General features: G+C 70.2%; 17 protein-coding genes. 3 read left to right on the plus strand and 14 right to left on the minus strand.

Annotated features, from left to right (window positions below; translation table 11 throughout):
* Nucleotides 1–47: 47 nt before the first annotated feature.
* Nucleotides 48–1,259: a signal recognition particle-docking protein FtsY gene (gene ftsY / locus DI272_RS14215; protein WP_109495734.1), complete on the minus strand. Its 1,212-nt coding sequence runs from the start codon at nucleotides 1,257–1,259 to the stop codon at nucleotides 48–50.
* Between the two features lie 322 nt (nucleotides 1,260–1,581).
* Here ftsY and DI272_RS14220 point away from each other — a divergent pair, with 322 nt between their 5' ends.
* Entirely contained in the window at nucleotides 1,582–2,553 is a 972-nt protein-coding gene (locus DI272_RS14220) for an LLM class flavin-dependent oxidoreductase (protein WP_109495735.1), read from the plus strand.
* A 116-nt stretch (nucleotides 2,554–2,669) separates the two neighbouring features.
* Here the strand turns inward: DI272_RS14220 and DI272_RS14225 are convergent, their stop codons facing one another.
* The 4 genes from DI272_RS14225 to DI272_RS14240 form a co-directional block, all read right to left on the minus strand.
* On the minus strand, nucleotides 2,670–4,088 hold the full coding sequence (locus DI272_RS14225) for a sugar porter family MFS transporter (RefSeq protein WP_109495736.1): 1,419 nt from the start codon (nucleotides 4,086–4,088) through the stop codon (nucleotides 2,670–2,672).
* Between the two features lie 178 nt (nucleotides 4,089–4,266).
* Nucleotides 4,267–7,851 carry a chromosome segregation protein SMC gene (gene smc / locus DI272_RS14230; protein WP_109495737.1) on the minus strand — a complete coding sequence of 1,195 codons (3,585 nt, stop codon included), beginning with the start codon at nucleotides 7,849–7,851 and terminating at the stop codon, nucleotides 4,267–4,269.
* A 216-nt stretch (nucleotides 7,852–8,067) separates the two neighbouring features.
* Nucleotides 8,068–8,271, minus strand: a complete 204-nt coding sequence (locus DI272_RS14235) for a hypothetical protein (protein ID WP_059198049.1) — start codon at nucleotides 8,269–8,271, stop codon at nucleotides 8,068–8,070.
* A 383-nt stretch (nucleotides 8,272–8,654) separates the two neighbouring features.
* Nucleotides 8,655–8,936 carry an acylphosphatase gene (locus tag DI272_RS14240; protein ID WP_059198050.1) on the minus strand — a complete coding sequence of 94 codons (282 nt, stop codon included), beginning with the start codon at nucleotides 8,934–8,936 and terminating at the stop codon, nucleotides 8,655–8,657.
* A 173-nt stretch (nucleotides 8,937–9,109) separates the two neighbouring features.
* Here DI272_RS14240 and DI272_RS14245 point away from each other — a divergent pair, with 173 nt between their 5' ends.
* Nucleotides 9,110–10,303: a CAP domain-containing protein gene (locus tag DI272_RS14245; RefSeq protein ID WP_109495738.1), complete on the plus strand. Its 1,194-nt coding sequence runs from the start codon at nucleotides 9,110–9,112 to the stop codon at nucleotides 10,301–10,303.
* Nucleotides 10,304–10,372: 69 nt separating this feature from the next.
* Here the strand turns inward: DI272_RS14245 and DI272_RS14250 are convergent, their stop codons facing one another.
* Nucleotides 10,373–10,963: a flavodoxin family protein gene (locus DI272_RS14250; RefSeq protein ID WP_109495739.1), complete on the minus strand. Its 591-nt coding sequence runs from the start codon at nucleotides 10,961–10,963 to the stop codon at nucleotides 10,373–10,375.
* 108 nt (nucleotides 10,964–11,071) lie between these two features.
* Here DI272_RS14250 and DI272_RS14255 point away from each other — a divergent pair, with 108 nt between their 5' ends.
* Nucleotides 11,072–11,473 carry a helix-turn-helix domain-containing protein gene (locus tag DI272_RS14255; protein ID WP_109495740.1) on the plus strand — a complete coding sequence of 134 codons (402 nt, stop codon included), beginning with the start codon at nucleotides 11,072–11,074 and terminating at the stop codon, nucleotides 11,471–11,473.
* On the opposite strand, the gene mutM is transcribed toward DI272_RS14255, so the two are convergent.
* The 8 genes from mutM to recG all read right to left on the minus strand — a co-directional run bounded on the left by mutM (nucleotide 11,446) and on the right by recG (nucleotide 18,669).
* The gene (gene mutM, locus DI272_RS14260; RefSeq protein WP_109495741.1) at nucleotides 11,446–12,306 is read right to left on the minus strand and encodes a bifunctional DNA-formamidopyrimidine glycosylase/DNA-(apurinic or apyrimidinic site) lyase; all 861 of its coding nucleotides are present in this window, start codon (nucleotides 12,304–12,306) and stop codon (nucleotides 11,446–11,448) included. The two genes, DI272_RS14255 and mutM, sit on opposite strands and share 28 nt — an antisense overlap.
* Before the next feature lie 73 nt (nucleotides 12,307–12,379).
* Nucleotides 12,380–13,171, minus strand: coding sequence for a ribonuclease III (gene rnc, locus DI272_RS14265; RefSeq protein ID WP_109495742.1), 792 nt, complete (start codon nucleotides 13,169–13,171; stop codon nucleotides 12,380–12,382).
* Between the two features lie 19 nt (nucleotides 13,172–13,190).
* The gene (gene rpmF, locus DI272_RS14270) at nucleotides 13,191–13,364 is read right to left on the minus strand and encodes a 50S ribosomal protein L32 (RefSeq protein WP_003951102.1); all 174 of its coding nucleotides are present in this window, start codon (nucleotides 13,362–13,364) and stop codon (nucleotides 13,191–13,193) included.
* Nucleotides 13,365–13,366: 2 nt separating this feature from the next.
* The gene (locus DI272_RS14275; protein ID WP_109495743.1) at nucleotides 13,367–14,014 is read right to left on the minus strand and encodes a DUF177 domain-containing protein; all 648 of its coding nucleotides are present in this window, start codon (nucleotides 14,012–14,014) and stop codon (nucleotides 13,367–13,369) included.
* 132 nt (nucleotides 14,015–14,146) lie between these two features.
* Nucleotides 14,147–15,199: a DivIVA domain-containing protein gene (locus DI272_RS14280; RefSeq protein ID WP_109495744.1), complete on the minus strand. Its 1,053-nt coding sequence runs from the start codon at nucleotides 15,197–15,199 to the stop codon at nucleotides 14,147–14,149.
* Between the two features lie 58 nt (nucleotides 15,200–15,257).
* Nucleotides 15,258–15,737, minus strand: coding sequence for a pantetheine-phosphate adenylyltransferase (gene coaD / locus DI272_RS14285; RefSeq protein ID WP_181387183.1), 480 nt, complete (start codon nucleotides 15,735–15,737; stop codon nucleotides 15,258–15,260).
* A gap of 26 nt (nucleotides 15,738–15,763) precedes the next feature.
* Nucleotides 15,764–16,351, minus strand: coding sequence for a 16S rRNA (guanine(966)-N(2))-methyltransferase RsmD (gene rsmD, locus DI272_RS14290; RefSeq protein WP_109495746.1), 588 nt, complete (start codon nucleotides 16,349–16,351; stop codon nucleotides 15,764–15,766).
* Nucleotides 16,352–16,458: 107 nt separating this feature from the next.
* Nucleotides 16,459–18,669 carry an ATP-dependent DNA helicase RecG gene (gene recG / locus DI272_RS14295; RefSeq protein ID WP_109495747.1) on the minus strand — a complete coding sequence of 737 codons (2,211 nt, stop codon included), beginning with the start codon at nucleotides 18,667–18,669 and terminating at the stop codon, nucleotides 16,459–16,461.
* Nucleotides 18,670–18,796: the final 127 nt, after the last annotated feature.

Genomic DNA, 18,796 nt, shown 5'->3' on the forward strand with positions numbered 1-18,796 from the left:
TCCCAACTGCACCTTGGGGGCGGGCACTTCTTCGCGGGTACGACGTCCTACTCTCCGATCAGCGCATCCACGAACGCTTCCGGCTCGAACGGCGCCAGGTCGTCCGCGCCCTCACCGAGCCCCACCAGCTTCACCGGCACCCCCAGCTCCCGCTGGACCGCCACGACGATGCCGCCCTTGGCGGTGCCGTCCAGCTTGGTCAGCACGATGCCCGTGATGTCCACGACCTCGGCGAACACCCGCGCCTGCACCAGGCCGTTCTGCCCGGTCGTCGCGTCCAGCACCAGCAGCACCTCGTCGAGCGGCGCCTGCTTCTCCACGACGCGCTTGACCTTGCCGAGCTCGTCCATGAGGCCGGTCTTGGTGTGCAGCCGCCCGGCGGTGTCGATCAGCACGACGTCGGCGCCGATCTCCTTGCCCTCCTTCACCGCGTCGAAGGCGATGGAGGCGGGGTCGCCACCCTCGGGCCCGCGCACGGTGTGGGCGCCGACCCGCTCGCCCCAGGTCTGCAGCTGATCGGCGGCGGCGGCACGGAAGGTGTCCGCGGCGCCGAGGACGACGGACTGGCCGTCGGCGACGAGCACGCGGGCCAGCTTGCCGGTGGTGGTGGTCTTGCCGGTGCCGTTGACCCCGACGACCATCACGATGCCGGGCTTGGAGGCCGCCGGCTCGGTCTTCACCGTGCGGTCGAAATCGGTGCCGACCAGCTTGAGAAGCTCCTCGCGCAGCAGACCGCGCAGCTCCTCGGGGGTCCGGGTGCCGAGCACCTTCACGCGCTCGCGCAGGCCCTCGACCAGCTCCTGGGTGGGGGCGACGCCGACGTCGGCGGTGAGGAGGATGTCCTCGATCTCCTCCCAGGTGTCGTCGTCGAGGTGCTCGCGGGACAGCAGGGTCAGCAGGCCCTTGCCGAGCGCGTTCTGTGAGCGGGAGAGACGGGCGCGCAGCCGCACCAGGCGGCCGGCGGTGGGCTCCGGGACCTCGATCTCGGTCGGCGGGAGCTCTTCGACGACGGGCGGTTCCTCGACGGCGACTCCGGTCGAGCCGTCGGGCAGGTCCACCTCCTCTATCGTCCGGCGCGGTTCGTCGCGGGGCGTCTCGGCCTCGTCGCCGACGTGCGGCTCGGCCGGAGGGGCGGTGATGTCGGGCGCTGCGGGAGGCGGCGGGGGCAGCGGCTTCTTGCGTCGGCTGCCGACGACGAGCCCGCCGAGCACACCGAGCACGACCACGGCGATGACTACAGCAAGGATGACGGTTTCCATAACCCGACCAGTATCAGTCATGGCCCCCGGGCAGACCCAGCCTGTACTTTCCTCCAAGCGCAAAAGGCCCCGAAGTGTATCAATTCGAGCGAACCCGGCCGTGGCGTGCGGACTCGGCTCCTGGCAGGCAATCGCCGGCGGCGTCGCGACGCCGATCGCCCCCCGGCCCCGGGCCGATCGCCCCGCATGGCCCGGTCGGTCCGGTCCGTGCCGCCCGGCACACCGCCGCACCTACGCCGGCAGGGCCACGGCCATGGTGATCTGACGCCTCGTCAGCTAACGTCCCCCTCCACCGCCGGAACCCGCGTGAAGGGGGACCCCCATGCCCGTCACGGTCGTCCGCTTCAACCTCGTCGAGCCAGCCGCCACCCCCGCCTCCCTGCGCGCCCGCTACCAGGCCGCCCTGGAGATGGCCGCGTACGCCGACGAACACGGCGTCACCACCGTTCAGACCGAGGAGCACCACGGCGTCGCGAACAACTGGCTCCCCTCCCCCTTCGCCTTCGCGGCAGCCGTCTTCGGCGCCACCCGCCGCATCGCGGTCACCGTCTCGGCGGTCATCGGCCCGCTCCACGACCCGCTGCGGCTGGCCGAGGAGATCGCCGTCCTCGACCTGCTGAGCGGCGGCCGCCTGGTGACGGTCGCCGGGATCGGGTACCGGCCCGAGGAGTACGCCCTGTTCGATGTGGAGTGGAAGCGGCGCGGCAAGCTCCAGGACGAGCTGCTGGAGACGCTCCTGAAGGCGTGGACCGGCGAGGAGTTCCCGTACCGCGGCCGTACGGTACGCGTCACCCCGCGCCCCTTCACCGACCCGCACCCCCTCCTCCTGGTCGGCGGCTCCTCGAAGGCCGCCGCCCGCCGGGCCGCCCGCCTCGGCCTCCCCTTCTTCCCCAGCGCCCACCTGCCGGAGCTGGAGGCGTACTACAAGGAGCGGCTCGTCGAGTACGGCACCGAGGGGTGGACGATGATGCCGGCCGCCGAGACCCCGCTGCTGCACATCGCCGAGGACCCGGACGAGGTGTGGGCCGCGCACGGAGAGCACTTCCTGCACGAGGCGCGGACGTACGCCTCCTGGCAGTCGGGGGACATCCGGTCCGCCGTGAAGTCGGCGGCGACGAACGTGGCGGAGCTGCGCGCCGAGGGCGTGTACCGGGTGCTGACGCCGGAGGAGTGCGTGGCGCTGGGGCACGACAACTACGTACTGCATCCGCTCGCCGGGGGGATGCCGGTGGCGGAGGGGTGGCGGAGTCTGCGGTTGTTCGCGGAGCGGGTGCTGCCGGCCCTGGCGGACTGAGCGCCGCGGACACACCGCCGCCCCGGCTCGGACAGTGGCCGAGCCGGGGCGGCGGCGGGATACGAGGAGAGGGGGCAGCGGGGACTTGGCCCCTCCTCCTCGGGAACGGGGTGGGCTCAGCCCATCTCCTCCAGCGCCTTGCCCTTCGTCTCCTTGACGTACTTGAGGACGAACGGGATGGAGAGCGCGGCGAAGACCGTGTAGATCACGTAGGTCACGGACAGGTTCCAGTCGGCCAGCGACGGGAAGCTCGCGGTGATGGCCCAGTTGGCGATCCACTGCGCGGAGGCGGCGACGCCCAGGGCGGCGGCGCGGATGCGGTTCGGGAACATCTCACCGAGGAAGACCCAGACGACGACGCCCCAGGACAGGGCGAAGAAGAGGACGAAGACGTGGGCCGCGATCAGCGCGGTCCAGCCCTGGGCGGCCGGGAGCTTGCCGTCGACCAGGTCGTAGGAGAACGCCCAGGCCTCCAGCCCCAGACCGATCACCATGCCGACCGAGCCGATGAGGGCCAGCGGCTTACGGCCGACGCGGTCGACGAAGATCATGGCGATCACGGTGCCGATGATGTTGATGATCGACGTCGTGAAGGAGTAGAAGAACGAGTCCGTCGGGTCGACGCCGACCGACTGCCACAGCGTCGAGGAGTAGTAGAACGCGACGTTGATGCCGACGAACTGCTGGAAGACCGACAGGCCGATGCCGACCCAGACGATCGGCTTGAAGAAGAAGCCGCCGCCGAGCAGGTCCTTGAAGGTGGACTTGTGCTCGCTGTGCATGCCGTGCTCGATCTCGGCCACGCGGGCGTCGAGGTCGACGTTCTCCCCCTCGACCTCCTTGAGGATCTCGCGGGCGCGGTCGTGCTTGCCGACGGAGATGAGGAAGCGCGGGGACTCGGGGATGGCGAAGGAGAGCAGGCCGTAGAGGACGGCCGGGATCACCATGACGCCGAGCATGACCTGCCAGGCCTCCAGGCCCATCAGCTTGCCGCGCTGGTCGCCGTCGGCGGCGTTGAGCAGCCCCCAGTTGACCAGCTGCGAGATGGCGATGCCGATGACGATCGCGGCCTGCTGGAAGGAACCGAGGCGGCCGCGGTAGGCCGGCGGGGCGACCTCGGCGATGTAGGCGGGGCCGATCACCGAGGCCATGCCGATGGCGAAACCGCCGACGACGCGCCAGAGGGCGAGGTCCCACAGGGCGAAGGGCAGTGCGGAACCGACGGCGCTCACGGTGAACAGTACGGCCGAGATCTGCATGCAGCGGATGCGCCCGATGCGGTCGGCGATCCGTCCCGCGGTCGCGGCGCCGATGGCGCAGCCGATCAGGGCGATGGCGATGACCTGCGCCAGCGCCGCCGAACCGATGTCGTACCGGTCCCGGATGGCCTCGACGGCGCCGTTGATCACGGAGCTGTCGTAGCCGAAGAGGAATCCGCCCATCGCGGCGGCCGCCGCGATGAAGATGACGTGCCCGAGATGATCAGGGTGAGCCGTTCTGGCTCCTGACTGGGACGCCTGCGCTGTGCTGGTCACGTTCAACTCCTAAGGCCATCGGCAACGCTGCCTGAAGGCAAGAACAACGATGCAGACCCTATGCCTTCAAGTTATGAAGTCAACAGAAGAAGCGATGTGAGAAAACAGGCACCCGTGAGGACCTTGAGTTCAAGGATTGAAGATTTGGAGACCGGGTAGACGGGCAGGTCGGGGACGGCTAGCGCAGCCGCTGGCTGATGACCTTCGAGACGCCGTCGCCCTGCATGGAGACGCCGTACAGCGCGTCGGCGACCTCCATCGTCCGCTTCTGATGCGTGATCACGATGAGCTGCGAGGCCTCTTGCAGCTCCTGCATGATCCGGATCAGTCGCTGAAGGTTGGTGTCGTCGAGCGCGGCCTCGACCTCGTCCATGACGTAGAACGGACTCGGCCGGGCCTTGAAGATCGACACCAGCAACGCTACGGCGGTGAGCGAACGCTCGCCACCGGAGAGCAGGCTGAGCCGCTTGACCTTCTTGCCCGGCGGACGCGCCTCGACGTCCACGCCCGTGGTGAGCATGTTGTCGGGGTCGGTCAGGATGAGCCGCCCCTCGCCCCCCGGGAACAGCCGGCTGAAGACGCCCTCGAACTCCCGGGCGGTGTCCCGGTAGGCCTCGGTGAAGACCTGCTCGACGCGCTCGTCGACCTCCTTCACCACCTGGAGCAGGTCGGCGCGGGTCTTCTTCAGGTCCTCCAGCTGCTCGCTGAGGAACTTGTGGCGCTCCTCCAACGCCGCGAACTCCTCCAGGGCGAGCGGATTGACCTTGCCGAGCTGCTGGTACGCCCGCTCGGCGGCCTTCAGCCGCCGCTCCTGCTCCGCCCGGTGGAACTGCTTGGGCTGGTTGCGCGGATGCTCCGGGTCATCCGGCAGCTCCTCGCCCTCGGCGGGCGGGGAGGGCGGTACGAGCTGATGGGGCCCGTACTCGGAGACGAGCCCGGCCGGTTCGACCCCCAGCTCCTCCAGCGCCTTGGTCTCCAGCTGCTCGATCCGCATCCGCTTCTCGGCGCCGAGCACCTCGCCGCGGTGGACGGAGTCGGTGAGCTTGTCCAGCTCGGCCTTGAGGTCGCGGCCGGTGGCGCGCGCGGCCGTGAGCTCCTGCTCCCGCAGGGCCTTGGCGGCCTCGGCGGCGGTCCGCTCGGCGTCCGCGCGCCCGAGCGACACCTCGACGTGCGCGAGCAGCTGCCGGGCACCGGAGGCGACGGCCTCCGCGACCGCGGCCTCGTGCCGCAGCCGCGCCCGCCGCTGCTCGGCACGCGCGCGTGCGTCGCGCTCCGCGCGGGCGGCACGGTCGAGGGAGTCGGCCCGTCCGGCCAGTCCCTTGACACGTTCCTCGTGCGTACGGACCTGGAGCCGGGCCTCCATCTCGGTCTGCCGGGCATTGGCACCGTCGGCGGCGAGCCGGTCCCGTACGGCGGTGTCCGGCTCCTCCTCGACGGGCATCTCCTCGGCGACGGCGAGCCGCTCGGCGAGTTCCTCGACGTCCTGGAGGGCCTTGTCCAGCGCGTCCTGCGCGCGGGCGGCGGCCGCGGTCGACCGCTCGGCCTCCCCCGCGGCACCCTTCGCCTGCCCGGCAAGGCGACCGAGCTGCTGGGCGACGGCGGACTTCTCCCGGTCGGCGGCGCGGCGGCGCTCGGTCAGTTCCTCGACGAGCGCGGTGCTTTCCTTGCGCCGCTCCGCTGCCGCGTGCTGGGCCTCGGTCAGCACCTCGCACTGCACGGCCAGCTCTTCCAGCTCGGCGGCCGCCTCGTCCACCGACGCCTGTACTTCCAGGAGGCTGGGGGCGCCCGCGGAACCGCCGTGGGCGAAGTGGGCGCCGAGGAGGTCGCCTTCGGCAGTGACGGCGGTGAGGTGGGGGTTGGCGTAGACGAGGTCCTCGGCGTCTTCGAGGGTGCTGACGACGACGATGCCGTGGAGCAGGCGGCGCACGGCCGGCATGAGGTCGGAAGGGCCGCGGACGAAATCCGCCGCGTGCTGCTGTCCGGCGACTGCGGGCGCATCGTGGCTGGTCGCGCAGTTCCCATCGCCCCTTGGCCGCGTTTCCGGAGCGCCTGCCAACAGGAGTGACGCTCGTCCGCCGTCCTGCTTGCGCAGCAGGCGGATGGCGTCCGCCGCCGCGGACGGGGAGGTGACCGCCAGGGCATCCGCCGCCGCGCCGAACGCCGCCGCCAACGCGACCTCGTAGCCCGGCGTCACACTCAGCAGCTCCGCCGCCGGGCCCAGCAGGCCGCTGAGGCGGTCCTTCGCGCCCAGCAGTATTCCCGTCCCGTCCTTTCTCCGCAGTCCCAGCGCCAACGCCTCGTGCCGGGCCTGCGTCGCCGCCCGCTTCCGCTCCGCCGCCGTCGCCGCCTCCCGTGCGGCGGCCAGCGCGGCCTCCGCCTCGGCGAGTGCCGCCTTCGCCGCGTCATGCTGTTCGGCGAGCTCCGCATCCCCGGCATCAAGCCCGTCGACCTCGGCCTTGAGCGTCTCGTACTCCTCCTGCGCGGCGACGGCCCGTTCCTGGGCCTCGTCCCGTGCTGCGGCCAGGCGGTCGATCTCGGCCTGGGCGGCGGCGGCACGTGAACGGGCCGCGTTGACCTGGCCGTTGAGGCGGGCCAGGCCCTCGCGGCGGTCGGCGATGGCGCGGGCCACGTCCTTCAGACGCCGCTCCTCCTGCACGAGCTCGCGTTCCAGGTCGGCGCGGTGGGCGACCGTGTCCTCAAGGGCTCGCTCGGCCGCTTCCAGGGCCGCCTCCAGCTCGGCCTCCTGCTCGCGGATGCGGGCGGCCTCGCGCTCCATGTCCTCGGGGTCGCGGCCCCGCCGTTCCTCGGGCGGGGCGGAGGTCGCGCTCTTCACGCGCGCGTCGGCGAGCGAGATGGTGCCGCGCACCCGCTCGGCGAGCTGGGAGAGCTCGTACCAGGTCTGCTGGGCGCGCTGGAGGCGTGGCGTGAGCTGCCGTACCTCGTCCTCCAGGAGCGCCTCGCGCTGGAGGGCCTTCTTCAGCTCCTGCTCGGCGGTCTCCTTGCGTTCCTTCAGCGCGGCCTCGTCGGCGACCTCGGTCTTGAGGGCTTCGCGCAGTCGTACGAGGTCGTCGGCGAGCAGCCGCAGCCGGGCGTCGCGCAGGTCGGCCTGGATCACGGCGGCCCGGCGGGCCACCGCCGCCTGGCGGCCGAGGGGCTTGAGCTGCCGGCGCAGTTCGTCCGTGAGGTCCTGCACGCGCGCGAGGTTGGCCTGCATCGCGTCCAGTTTGCGGAGGGCCTTCTCCTTGCGCTTGCGGTGCTTGAGGACGCCCGCGGCCTCTTCGATGAAGGCGCGGCGGCCCATGGGGTCGGCGTGCAGGACGGAGTCGAGCTGGCCCTGGCCGACGATGACGTGCATCTCGCGGCCGATGCCGGAGTCGGAGAGGAGCTCCTGGATGTCGAGGAGGCGGCAGGTGTCGCCGTTGATCTGGTACTCGCTGCCGCCGTTGCGGAACATGATCCGCGTGATGGTGACCTCGGCGTACTCGATGGGCAGTGCCCCGTCGGAGTTGTCGATGGTCAGGGACACCTCGGCGCGGCCCAGGGGCGGGCGGCCGGTGGTGCCGGCGAAGATGACGTCCTCCATCTTGCCGCCGCGCAGCGACTTGGCGCCCTGCTCGCCCATGACCCAGCTGAGGGCGTCGACGACGTTGGACTTGCCCGAGCCGTTCGGTCCCACGACGCACGTGATGCCCGGCTCGAACCGGAGCGTGGTCGCCGAGGCGAACGACTTGAACCCGCGGAGGGTCAGGGCCTTGAGGTGCACGCCGCTGGACTCTACCTTCCGGGGTTGTCTCACTCCATGAACGCGCGGTTGCCCGCGGTTTCACCGATGAACGTGCAGGGCACATCAAACGTTAAAGAGGTGAGGGGAGCGCCGGGGGAAAGAAAGAAGGGACGCCGAAGCGTCCCTTGCAACTCTGACAACTTAGCGGTTGACACGGGCAGCCCAACCACTGCTTGTCGTGGTGCGATGCAGTGATCAGGTGAGCGCAGGCTCCGCCTGGTGTGCGTCGATGCTCTCCAGAAGCGAGTCCTGAGAAGCGGCAGCCGCGAGCGCGTCGTTCTCGGCCTGGATCCGTACGAGCTCGGATTCGAGGTCCTGTACGCGCTGCTGGAGCCGTCGCATCTCGGCAATGAGTCGCGGGTCGGAGCCGCCGACGTAACCGAGAAGCGCCTTTGCCATGATGGATGGTCCTCCACACTGAGTGACCGACCGAAGCGGTGTGGGTCGTGAGGGATTCGCACCCGCGATGCTTGGCACTGTTGAGTTCCTGCTGCCGTTCAACCATGCCAAACAGCTAAGGTGCGCGGGGTGTATTCAGCGTCTCACCAAAAAGTTTGACGGTCAACACGATCACGCCCCGTATTGGCGGGCAACCCCGGGCGCGCGGCCGGGAAACGGCGGCGCTGCGACTCCTGCGGGGCCCTCGGGGGCGTGGCGATCATCCTTAAGTGCGGAGCCTCCCACGAGAACCCCTTCTTGGCAACCACCAGCACCTTTCTGCTCCGGGCAGCTGCCGGAGGCATGTCCTTCCGCCTCCACCGGGGGTGGTTTACAGAACCGGTTCACCGGATGGCGAAGCCGTCGTACCCCCCGCGGGGTGTGTCCCAGATCTCGGTGACGCCGTCCACGCGTCCGGGCGTGTCGTCACCCAGAAGCCAGGCGAGGAGTCCCTCGCAGCGCTCGCGCGGGCCCTCGGCGACCACTTGGACCCGTCCGTCCCCCAAATTGAGAGCAAAACCACTCAGCCCGCCGAGCTCCAGGGCCTTGGCCCGCGTGAACCAGCGGAAACCCACACCTTGGACGCGTCCGCGCACCCAGGCGACCAGTCGTACATCCTCGCTCATGGGTGCAACCTAACCAACCAATGTCTCTCGGGGCGCTCCCTCCCCTGGCGCCATGCGGTACCGTCCCCTGCCAATGAATCTCATACGAAACTCACTCGATCGTGTGAGTTTTGTGAGTTCGGTCCGACCGCCGGGGACGAGTCGGCCACAAAGGACGAGGAAGGCCAGGACACATGGGACGCCACCGACGCTCCGCCGCCGGCCGCGCCGCCACGGGCCGCGCCACGGGGGTCACGGAAACAGACGGCTCGTACCCGAGCGGCTACGACCCGCAGCACTCGTACGGCTTCGACGAGCAGCACTTCGACGGACAGCACTCGTACGGCATCGACCGGCAGTTCTCGTACGACTTCGAGGCCGACGCCCGGGGGCCGCACACCGGCGAGTACCCCACGGTCGGCATCGCGCCCTATCTGAACCCCGAGGCGCACGCCCGCAGCGAGGCCTACCTCTACGCGACGGACGACGAGTACGCCCAGGTCGCCGGAGCCACCAGCACCGCCATGTTCCCGAGCGAGGGCTTCTCGCCGGACGGCGGAGCGCGGCGCGGGGGCTCCCGGCGCCGGCGCAAGAAGAAGGTCGTGACGCCGGTCAGGACCGGGCTGCTCGGAGTGTCAGCGGCGGTCGCCATCGGCACTGTCGCGGTCGCCACCGGTGTGGTGCCGGGCCTCGACACCTACAAGCTCGGCGGCGGCAGCGGCGGCGACAAGGTGCAGGCCGCGGACACCCCGACCAACTCGGCCACCGAGCAGGGCGGCACGTCCGGCAGCGCCGACGACGGCCGGGACGACGAGGCGGCCAGCCGCGGCGGTGAGCGCACGGCCTCGCCGGCGCCGTCCGCCTCGACCGCGGCACCGACCGAGAAGCCGACCGAAAAGCCGACCGAGGAGCCCACGAAGGAACCGGCCAAGGAGCCGGAGGCGACGCCGTCGAAGACGGCCACCAAGGCGCCGCAGAGCAGCACCGCTCCGGGCATCACCGTGTCCGCGGAGGCGCAGGCCGAGGCCGAGGTGCTGAAGCTCGTCAACGAGGAGCGGGCCAAGGTGGGCTGCAGCGCGGTCTCCGCGAACAGCGCGCTGGGCAAGCTCGCCGAGGACTTCAGCGACGCCATGGCCGCCCAGGGCTTCTTCGACCACACCGACCCCAGCGGCAACACCCCCTGGGACCGGGCCGAGGCGGCGGGCATCACCGGCCTCGGCGGCGAGAACATAGCCCGCGGCCAGGCCGACGCCGCCGCGGTGATGGAGGCCTGGATGAACAGCCCCGGCCACAAGGCGAACATCCTGAACTGCGACTTCAAGACGCTGGGCGTCGGAGTCCACTTCGGGACCGGCGGCCCCTGGTGGACGCAGGACTTCGGCTACTGATCGCGAGCTCGACGAAGGGGGCTCCCGTCCGGCGACCGGACGGGAGCCTCCTTCGCGTTGCGTCAGCCCTCACGCCGCGACGGCGGTGCGCCCCTGGGTGAACACCTTCGCCGTCTCGGCCAGCCGACGGCCCAGGTGCTCGGCGGTCGCCACGTCCGCCTTGTGGACGCCGTCCGGGCCCTCGTCGACGTTGGTCTGCGCGGCGGCACCGGCGAAGACGCCGAGGCGGTTGAGGTCGTGCTCGGAGCCCTCGCTGTTGTTCCAGCCCGGGTGCAGACCGAGGTTGATCCAGTGCATGCCGTGCTGCGCGGCGAGGATCTGGAAGAACTGCAGGGTGTGCAGCTTGTCGCCGCTCTTGGAACCGGAGTTGGTGAAGCCGGCGGCCAGCTTGTCCTTCCAGTCCTGTCCGAACCAGCGCTTGGAGGTCGCCTCGGCGAAGACGTGGAAGGGGCCGGAGGCGGTGCCCATGTAGGTCGGGGAGCCGAAGACGATCGCGTCGGAGCGGTCGAGGGTGGCCCACTCCTCGTCGGTGATCTCGGCGACGTTGATCAGATGCACCTCGGCCCCGGCGTCCTGCGCACCGGCACGGACGGCCTCGGCGAGGACGGCGGTGTGGCCGAAGCCGGAGTGGTAGGCGACGGAAACGACAGGGGTGGTCATGATGCTTACTCCTGAAATGAGCAGTTCACTGGCGATGAGGAAAGGTAAGCACTAACTTTTAGTTAGCGCAACCTCCGGGTTGGCGCTGCGTTCGAGTACGCTTGAGATATGGACATCACGCAGGAGCGCACGGCGGACCGGGATCTGCCCTTCGACGTGTTCGCCAAGGCCTGCCCCTCGCGCGGCACGCTGGAGCACATCACCGGCCGTTGGGGCGCACTCACGCTCGGCGCGCTGCACGAAGGCTCCCTGCGCTTCAACGAGCTGCGCCGCCGCGTCGACGGGGTGAGCGAGAAGATGCTGTCGCAGACCCTGCACGCACTGGAGCGCGACGGCCTGGTGCACCGCGAGGCGCAGCCCACCAACCCGCCCCGCGTGGACTACGAACTGACGCCGCTGGGCCACGAGTTGGCCACCCGGCTGCTCGGCCTCATCCACTTCCTGGAGGGCCGGATGGACGACGTGCTCGACGCACGTCAGCGCTACGACGAGACGCGCGGCGCCCTCTGACACTTCGGGCAGAAGTAGCTCGACCGGTTCATCCACGGCCGCCGGCGCATCGGCGTACCGCACCGCTTGCAGGGCAGGCCCTCACGGCCGTACGCGTCGAGTGAGCGGTCGAAGTAGCCGGACTCGCCGTTGACGTTGACGTACAGGCTGTCGAAGCTGGTGCCGCCGACCGCGAGGGCCGCGTTCATCACATCCCTTACATGGCCCAGGAGTTCGGCCGTGCGCGGGCGCGTGAACCCGGCGGTCGGGCGTTCGTAGTGGATGCGGGCGCGCCAAAGCGCCTCGTCCGCATAGATGTTGCCGACGCCGCTGATCAACGACTGATCCAGCAGGGCCCGTTTGATGGTGCTGCGCTTGCGGCGGAGGTTCTGGTGGAAGGCCTCGTCGTCGAAGAGCGGGTCCAGCGGATCGCGGGCGATGTGCGCGATGACGTCGGGCAGGCCGTCCTCGGTGTTGTCGTGCAACGACAGTCCGCCGAAGGTGCGTTGGTCGACGAAGCGGAGCTCGGTGCCGAGGCCGTCGGCGAAGCGGACGCGGATGCGCAGGTGCTTCTCCTCGGGTGCCTCGTGCGGCTGGACCAGGAGCTGGCCGCTCATGCCGAGATGGGCGAGGACGGACTGGTTGGTGTCCTCCAGGGGCAGCCACAAGTACTTGCCGCGGCGGCTGGGGACGCCGATGCGGTGGCCTTTGAGGCGGTGCGTGAAGTCGTCGGCACCGGCGATGTGGCGGCGCACCGCGCGCGGGTGCAGCACCTCGGCCTCGGCGACGGCACGATGGGCGACCCACCGCTCCAGACCTCGTCGTACGACCTCTACCTCGGGCAACTCGGGCATCGCATCCCCCGGTGTATGAGCCGAGCGCCCGCCCCGGGGCGGGACGGGCGCTCGGCGTACTGCGCTGTACTTGTCAGGCGGAGGCGGACGCCTCGTCGGCACCCGCGGCGGCCTCGGCGGCCTTCGCGGCGGCCTTGGCGCGCTCGTCCGCCGCGGCCCGGATGGACCGCCAGGCGGACTCGGCGGCCTGCTGCTCCGCCTCCTTCTTGCTGCGGCCGGTGCCGGTGCCGTACGAGACGCCTCCGACGCGGGCGGCAGCAGTGAAGGTCTTCTCGTGGTCGGGGCCGGTCTCCGAGACCTGGTACTCGGGGACGCCGAGCCCTTCGGTCGCGGTGAGCTCCTGGAGACTGGTCTTCCAGTCCAGGCCGGCACCGAGGTTGGAGGACTTCTCGATCAGCGGGTCGAAGAGCCGGTGGACGAGTTCGCCCGCCGCGTCCAGACCCTGGTCGAGATAGACCGCGCCGATCACCGCTTCGAGGGTGTCGGCGAGGATGGACGCCTTGTCCCGGCCGCCCGTGCCCTCTTCACCGCGGCCGAGCCGGATGAAGGAGCCCAGGTCGAGCCCGCGGCCGACCTCCGCCAGCGCACGAGAATTGACCACCGCGGCCCGCAACTTGGCCAGCTGGCCTTCGGGCAGGTCGGGGTGGGTGCGGTACAGCGTGTCCGTGACCACGAGGCCGAGGACGGAGTCCCCGAGGAACTCCAGGCGCTCGTTGGTCGGCAGACCGCCGTTCTCGTACGCGTAGGACCGGTGGGTCAGCGCACGCACCAGAAGGGCGGACTCGAGCTTGTACCCGAGCCGCCCTTCCAACAGCGTGTGGGACGAGGCCGTGTTCTCCGCAGAGTTCTTCTTCGGCGTGGACACAGTGCCTCTCACCAGCCGCTCAGACCTCGAGGACCTGGCGCTTGTTGTAGGTGCCACAAGACGGGCACGCGATGTGCTGCTGCTTGGGCTCGTGGCAGCGCTCGCACGCAACCAGGGTGGGGACCGCAGCCTTCCACTGCGACCGGCGGTGGCGCGTGTTGCTGCGCGACATCTTCCGCTTCGGAACAGCCACGGCTACTTCTCCTGCTTCTCGTCGACGCCCGCTTCGGCGCCGCTCATCTCGTCCTTCTCGCCATCTTCGAGTGAACCGGCGAGTCCCTGCAGTGCCGCCCAACGGATGTCGACGGCGTCGTGGTGGTGGTCCGGGTCGTCCGCCAGCCGGGCTCCGCACTCGGAGCACAGGCCGGGGCAGTCGTCCTGGCACACCGGCTGCATCGGCAGGGCAAGCACCACCGCGTCACGCAGCACTGGTTCGAGGTCGAACAGGCCGTCCTCGAGAAAGAGCCTGTCCTCGTCGTCCTCGGCGTCGTCGTCGGGCTCCGTCGCTTTCGCGCGGCCCCGCTCGTCGGCGTCAGGGTACGAGAACATCTCCTGGAAGTCCGCTTCGAGAGCGAGCTCGAGCGGCTCCAGACACCTTACGCACTCCCCCTTCGCCTGTGCACGGGCGGTGCCTGTGACAAGCACCCCTTCCATGACCGACTCAAGGCGGAGTTCGAGCTCCACCGGGGCGCCTTCCGGCACTCCGATGACTCCCGCGATCCCGAGATCCTTGGGAGCGTCGATCTCGCGGGTCAGGCGCTGTTGCGCGCCGGGCCGCCGCCCCAGCTCGTGTGTGTCGAACACGAGAGGCTTGCGGTGGTCGAGGCGGGCGTTCAGGGCCATTCCTGCTTTCGATCTTCGAGCTCAGAGGGACGCTGCCCTTCGGTGTTCCCGGGCAGCGTTGATCGCGGACGTACGCGCGACCGAAGAGCCAGGATACTGGACCTTTCGCTCACGGCCCAATCCGGTGGTCCCTTACTGGCCGCGACCCTGTTCGTAGGCCCTCAGCTGCTCCGGCGTGATCATGCCGGTGTCGAAGAGGCTGGTCTCGTCGAGGGCGTACGACTGCTGGGCGTGCTGCGCCTGCTGGACCTGCTGCGCCTGTCCGGCGTCGTAGGGGGCCTGCTGGGTGTCGTAGCCCTGGTACGCGTACGGGTCGGCCTGCTGGTAGCCGTAGGGGTCCTGCTGCTGGGCGTAGGCCGGCTGCTGCGGGTAGCCGCCGTAGGTGTCCTGCTGCGGGTAGCCGTAGGCGGGCTGCTGGTCGTACTGCTGCTGTTGCGGTACGGCCGCGGCGGCCGAGGCGTCCTGCTCGGCCAGGGCCGCGAGGTCGGCGAGGTAGTCGGCGTCGCTGGAGTGCTGGACGGTGCTGTCGTCGTCGGCGAGGGCGCCGAGATCGTCGGTGGCGATCCGGCCGTGCAGCTTGGCGCGGCCCTTGCCGACGGCCTCCAGGGTCTTGGCGAGGACCGCCTCGAAGGCGCCGAGCTTGGTGTCGACGTAGGCGTCGGCGTCGCGGCGCAGGGTCTCGGGGTCGTGGCTGCGCTCGGGGGCGTCCTCGTCCTCGTAGCCCTGCTCGTCCAGGCCCGGGCCGGTGCCGAGGAGCTTCTCGCGGCCACGGCCGACCGAGCCGAGGGTCTTGGTGAGGACGACCTCGAAGTTGGCCAGCTTGGAGTCGACGTAGTCGTCGGCCTCGGCGCGGACCTCCTCCGCCTCCCGGCGGGCCTCGTTCAGGATGCGGTCGGCCTCGGCCTGGGAGCGGCGGGCGACCTCGGTGTCGGAGATCAGGGAGCCGCGCTCGGCGTGCGCGCCGGAGATGATCCGCTCGGCCTCCTGGCGGGCCTGCTCGACCATCGACTCGCGGTCGCCGATCAGCTCCTGGGCCTGGGCGAGGGAGTCGGGCAGAGCGGCCCGGACCTCTTCCAGCATGGCGAGCAGTTCGGCGCGGTTGACCACGCACGAGGCCGACATGGGCATGGACCGGGCGCCGGAGACCGCGGCGACGATCTCGTCGAGCTTCTTCTGCACGTCCACCGTGTGCTCGCCACTCTCTACCGATGTGTTGGAGACGGACGGGACGACTGTAGCCCCATCAGTCCTTGCGCAGGCGCTCGTTGAGGGCCCGCAGCACGACCGGCGGGACGAGGTGGGCGATGTCGCCGCCCCAGGTCGCGACCTCCTTGACGAGCGAGGAGGACAGGAAGCTGTAGGTGGGGTTGGTGGGGACGAACAGGGTCTCCACGCCGGACAGCCCGTTGTTCATCTGGGCCATCTGGAGTTCGTAGTCGAAGTCGCTGACCGCGCGCAGGCCCTTGACGATCGCGGGGATGTCGCGCTGCTTGCAGTAGTCGACGAGGAGGCCGTGGAAGGACTCGACCCTGACGTTGCCGTATTCGGCGGTGACCTCGCGGATCAGCTCGATCCGCTCGTCGACCTCGAACAGGCCCTTCTTGGACTTGTTGATCATCACCGCGACATAGACCTCGTCATACAGACGGGAGGCGCGGGAAATGATGTCGAGATGTCCGTTGGTGATCGGGTCGAACGACCCGGGACAGACGGCGCGGCGCACTTGAGATCCCTCGCTCTCCGGTCCGGTCATCGTGCGTCTTCGCACGTAGAGGCGGCGCGACCGTACCAAAACGTTCCCTCGCCGTAACGACGGGACCGGAGCGCTTCAAAACCCTCCGGCCACCCGAATTCCCCGCCTCTGGTGCTGCGCTCCACGGTGACGAGCGCCTCCGCCGCGAGCCAGCCCCCCGAGCGGAGTGTGAGGAGAATCTCCCGAAGATCGTGATCTGTGACTCGGTACGGCGGGTCGAGGAAGACGATGTCGTACGGCTCGGCCGACGCCGGTTGCTGAATGATCTGTTCCGCTTTGCCCGCCCGCACCTCGGCGCCGGGGAGGCCGATCGCCTTCACGTTCTCGCGGATGACGCGGGCGGCACGGGCGTCCGCCTCCACGAGGAGGGTGTGGCTCGCGCCGCGGGAGAGGGCTTCGAGGCCGACCGCGCCTGATCCGGCGTAGAGGTCCAGGACCCGTTCGCCCTCCAGGGGGCCGCCCAGGAGGGACTGCCAGGTGGAGAAGAGGCCCTCGCGTGCGCGGTCGGAGGTGGGGCGGGTGCCGGTCCCTGGCGGGACGGCCAGGCGGCGACCGCCGGCTGCGCCGGCGATTACGCGGGTCATCGTTGGTCCTTGTTTCGTGAGCGGCTTCAGGTTTCAGTGTGGCTGGTCGCGCCCGCGCGGCGGTAGCCGCATATGGATTACAGCCCCGCGCCCCTAGGGCGCCTTCCTCACCCCTTTTCCAAGTACTGCTCTCTCTCCTCGTCCAAGAGGGCGTCCAATGCCGTGCGCAGGCCCGGAAGGTTCGCCAGCTCCGGGTCGGCCTCCACCACCGCCACGGCCTCCTCCCGCGCCTCCGCGATGACCTCCTCGTCCTCGATGACGGCGAGGACCTTCAGGGAGGTGCGGGCGCCCGACTGGGCCTGGCCGAGGACGTCGCCCTCGCGGCGCTGTTCGAGGTCGATGCGGGACAGCTCGAAGCCGTCCAGCGTCGACGCCACCGCGTTCAGCCGCTGGCGGGCCGCGCTCGCCTCCGGCATCTCCGTGACCAGGAGGCACAGGCCCGCCGCGGAGCCGCGGCCCACCCGGCCGCGGAGCTGGTGGAGCTGGGAGACGCCGAAGCGGTCGGCGTCCATGATCACCATGGCGGTGGCGTTGGGGACGTTGACCCCGACCTCGATGACCGTGGTGGCGACCAGGACATGGGTCTCGCCGGCGGCGAAGCGGCGCATGACCGCGTCCTTGTCGTCGGGGTGCATACGGCCGTGCAGCACCTCGACCCGCAGGCCCTTCAGCGGGCCCTTGGTGAGCTGGTCGGCCACCTCCAGGACGGCCAGCGGCGGGCGCTTCTCCGCCTCGTCCTCGGCGGACCTGCGGGCCTTCTTGGGGTCGGCGGGTTCGTCGATGGCGTCGCCGATGCGGGGGCAGACGACGTACCCCTGATGGCCGTTCTCCACCTCCTCGCGCACGCGTTCCCAGGCGCGGGCCAGGAAGTGGGGCTTGTCGGCGGCCGGCACGACATGGCTGGCGATCGGGGAGCGGCCGGCCGGGAGCTGGTCGAGGACCGAGGTCTCCAGGTCGCCGAAGACCGTCATCGCGACCGTGCGCGGGATGGGGGTGGCCGTCATCACGAGGAGGTGCGGCGGCTGCTTGCCCTTACCGCGCAGCGCGTCCCGCTGCTCCACGCCGAAGCGGTGCTGTTCGTCGACGACGACCAGGCCGAGGTCATGGAACTGCACCTTGTCCTCGATCAGCGCGTGCGTGCCGATGACGATGCCGGCCTCGCCGGTGACGAGGTCGAGCAGTGCCTGCTTCCGCGCGGCCGTTCCCATGGACCCGGTCAGCAGCACCACCTTGGTGGCGTGCTCGGCGCCGCCGAGCATCCCGCCCTCGGCCAGCTCGCCCATCATCTCCACGATCGAGCGGTGGTGCTGCTGCGCGAGGACCTCGGTGGGCGCGAGCATGGCGGCCTGGCCGCCCGCGTCGACGGTGGCGAGCATGGCGCGCAGGGCGACCATCGTCTTCCCGCTTCCCACCTCTCCCTGCAGCAGCCGGTGCATCGGATGCTCGGTGGCCAGGTCGTCGAAGATCTCCTTGGAAACCTTCTGCTGGCCCTCGGTGAGGGTGAAGGGGAGGCGGTCGTCGAAGGCCGACAGGAGGCCGTCCGGCTGGGGGCGCCGGGCCACCGCCGGGAGCTGGGCGTCGGCGTGGCGGCGGCGGGCGAGGGCGACCTGGAGGACGAAGGCCTCGTCCCACTTGAGGCGGGAGCGGGCGTCCTCGATGTCGGCCTTGGTGTGCGGGCGGTGGATCTTGAGGAGGGCCTCGGGGAGCGAGACCAGGCCGCGGCCCTCGCGGAGGGAGTCCGGGAGCGGGTCGACCGCCTCCTGGGCGCTCGGCAGGACCGTCTGCACGGCCTTGCCGATCTTCCAGGACTCCAGCTTGGCCGTCGCCGGGTAGAGGGGAATCAGGGCGCCGGCCCAGGTCTCGACGGTCTCGTCCGAGTCGCCGCGCAGCAACTCGTACGCCGGATGCGCCAGTTGCAGGCGGCGGTTGAAGACGGAGACCTTGCCCGCGAACATCGCGCGGGTGCCCGGCAGGAGTTCCTTGTGGGGCTTGTGGACGCCGGCGCCGAAGAAGACCAGTTGGAGGCGGCCGTTGCCGTCCGTGATGGTCACTTCGAGGCGCTGGCCCTTGCCGCGCGGGGCCTTGGCGGAGGCGAAGGTGTGCAGCCGGGCGTCGGCGACCATCGCCACCACCGTGACGTGCTCGTCCATGGGGAGGTCGGCCAGGTGGGTGAGCTGGCCCCGCTCCTCGTATCTGCGCGGGTAGTGGTGCAGGAGGTCGCCGACGGTGTGCAGGCCGAGATGCTCGGCCATCACCTTCGCGGTGGGTGGGCCGAGCACCTTTTTCAGTGGTTCTTCGAGCGCGGGCACGAGATCCATTGCACACCACCCCACTGACAATGCCGTATACGTCTTGCGAAACCCCTGGTCAGGCGGGCTGTTCGGGCTCTAGGATGGCGCGCCTCCGGCCATCCCTCCGCGGTCACCGCCCCACCGGGACCGCCCG

The organism is Streptomyces sp. Act143 (assembly GCF_003143935.1).
In the GTDB taxonomy this organism is placed as follows: domain Bacteria; phylum Actinomycetota; class Actinomycetes; order Streptomycetales; family Streptomycetaceae; genus Streptomyces.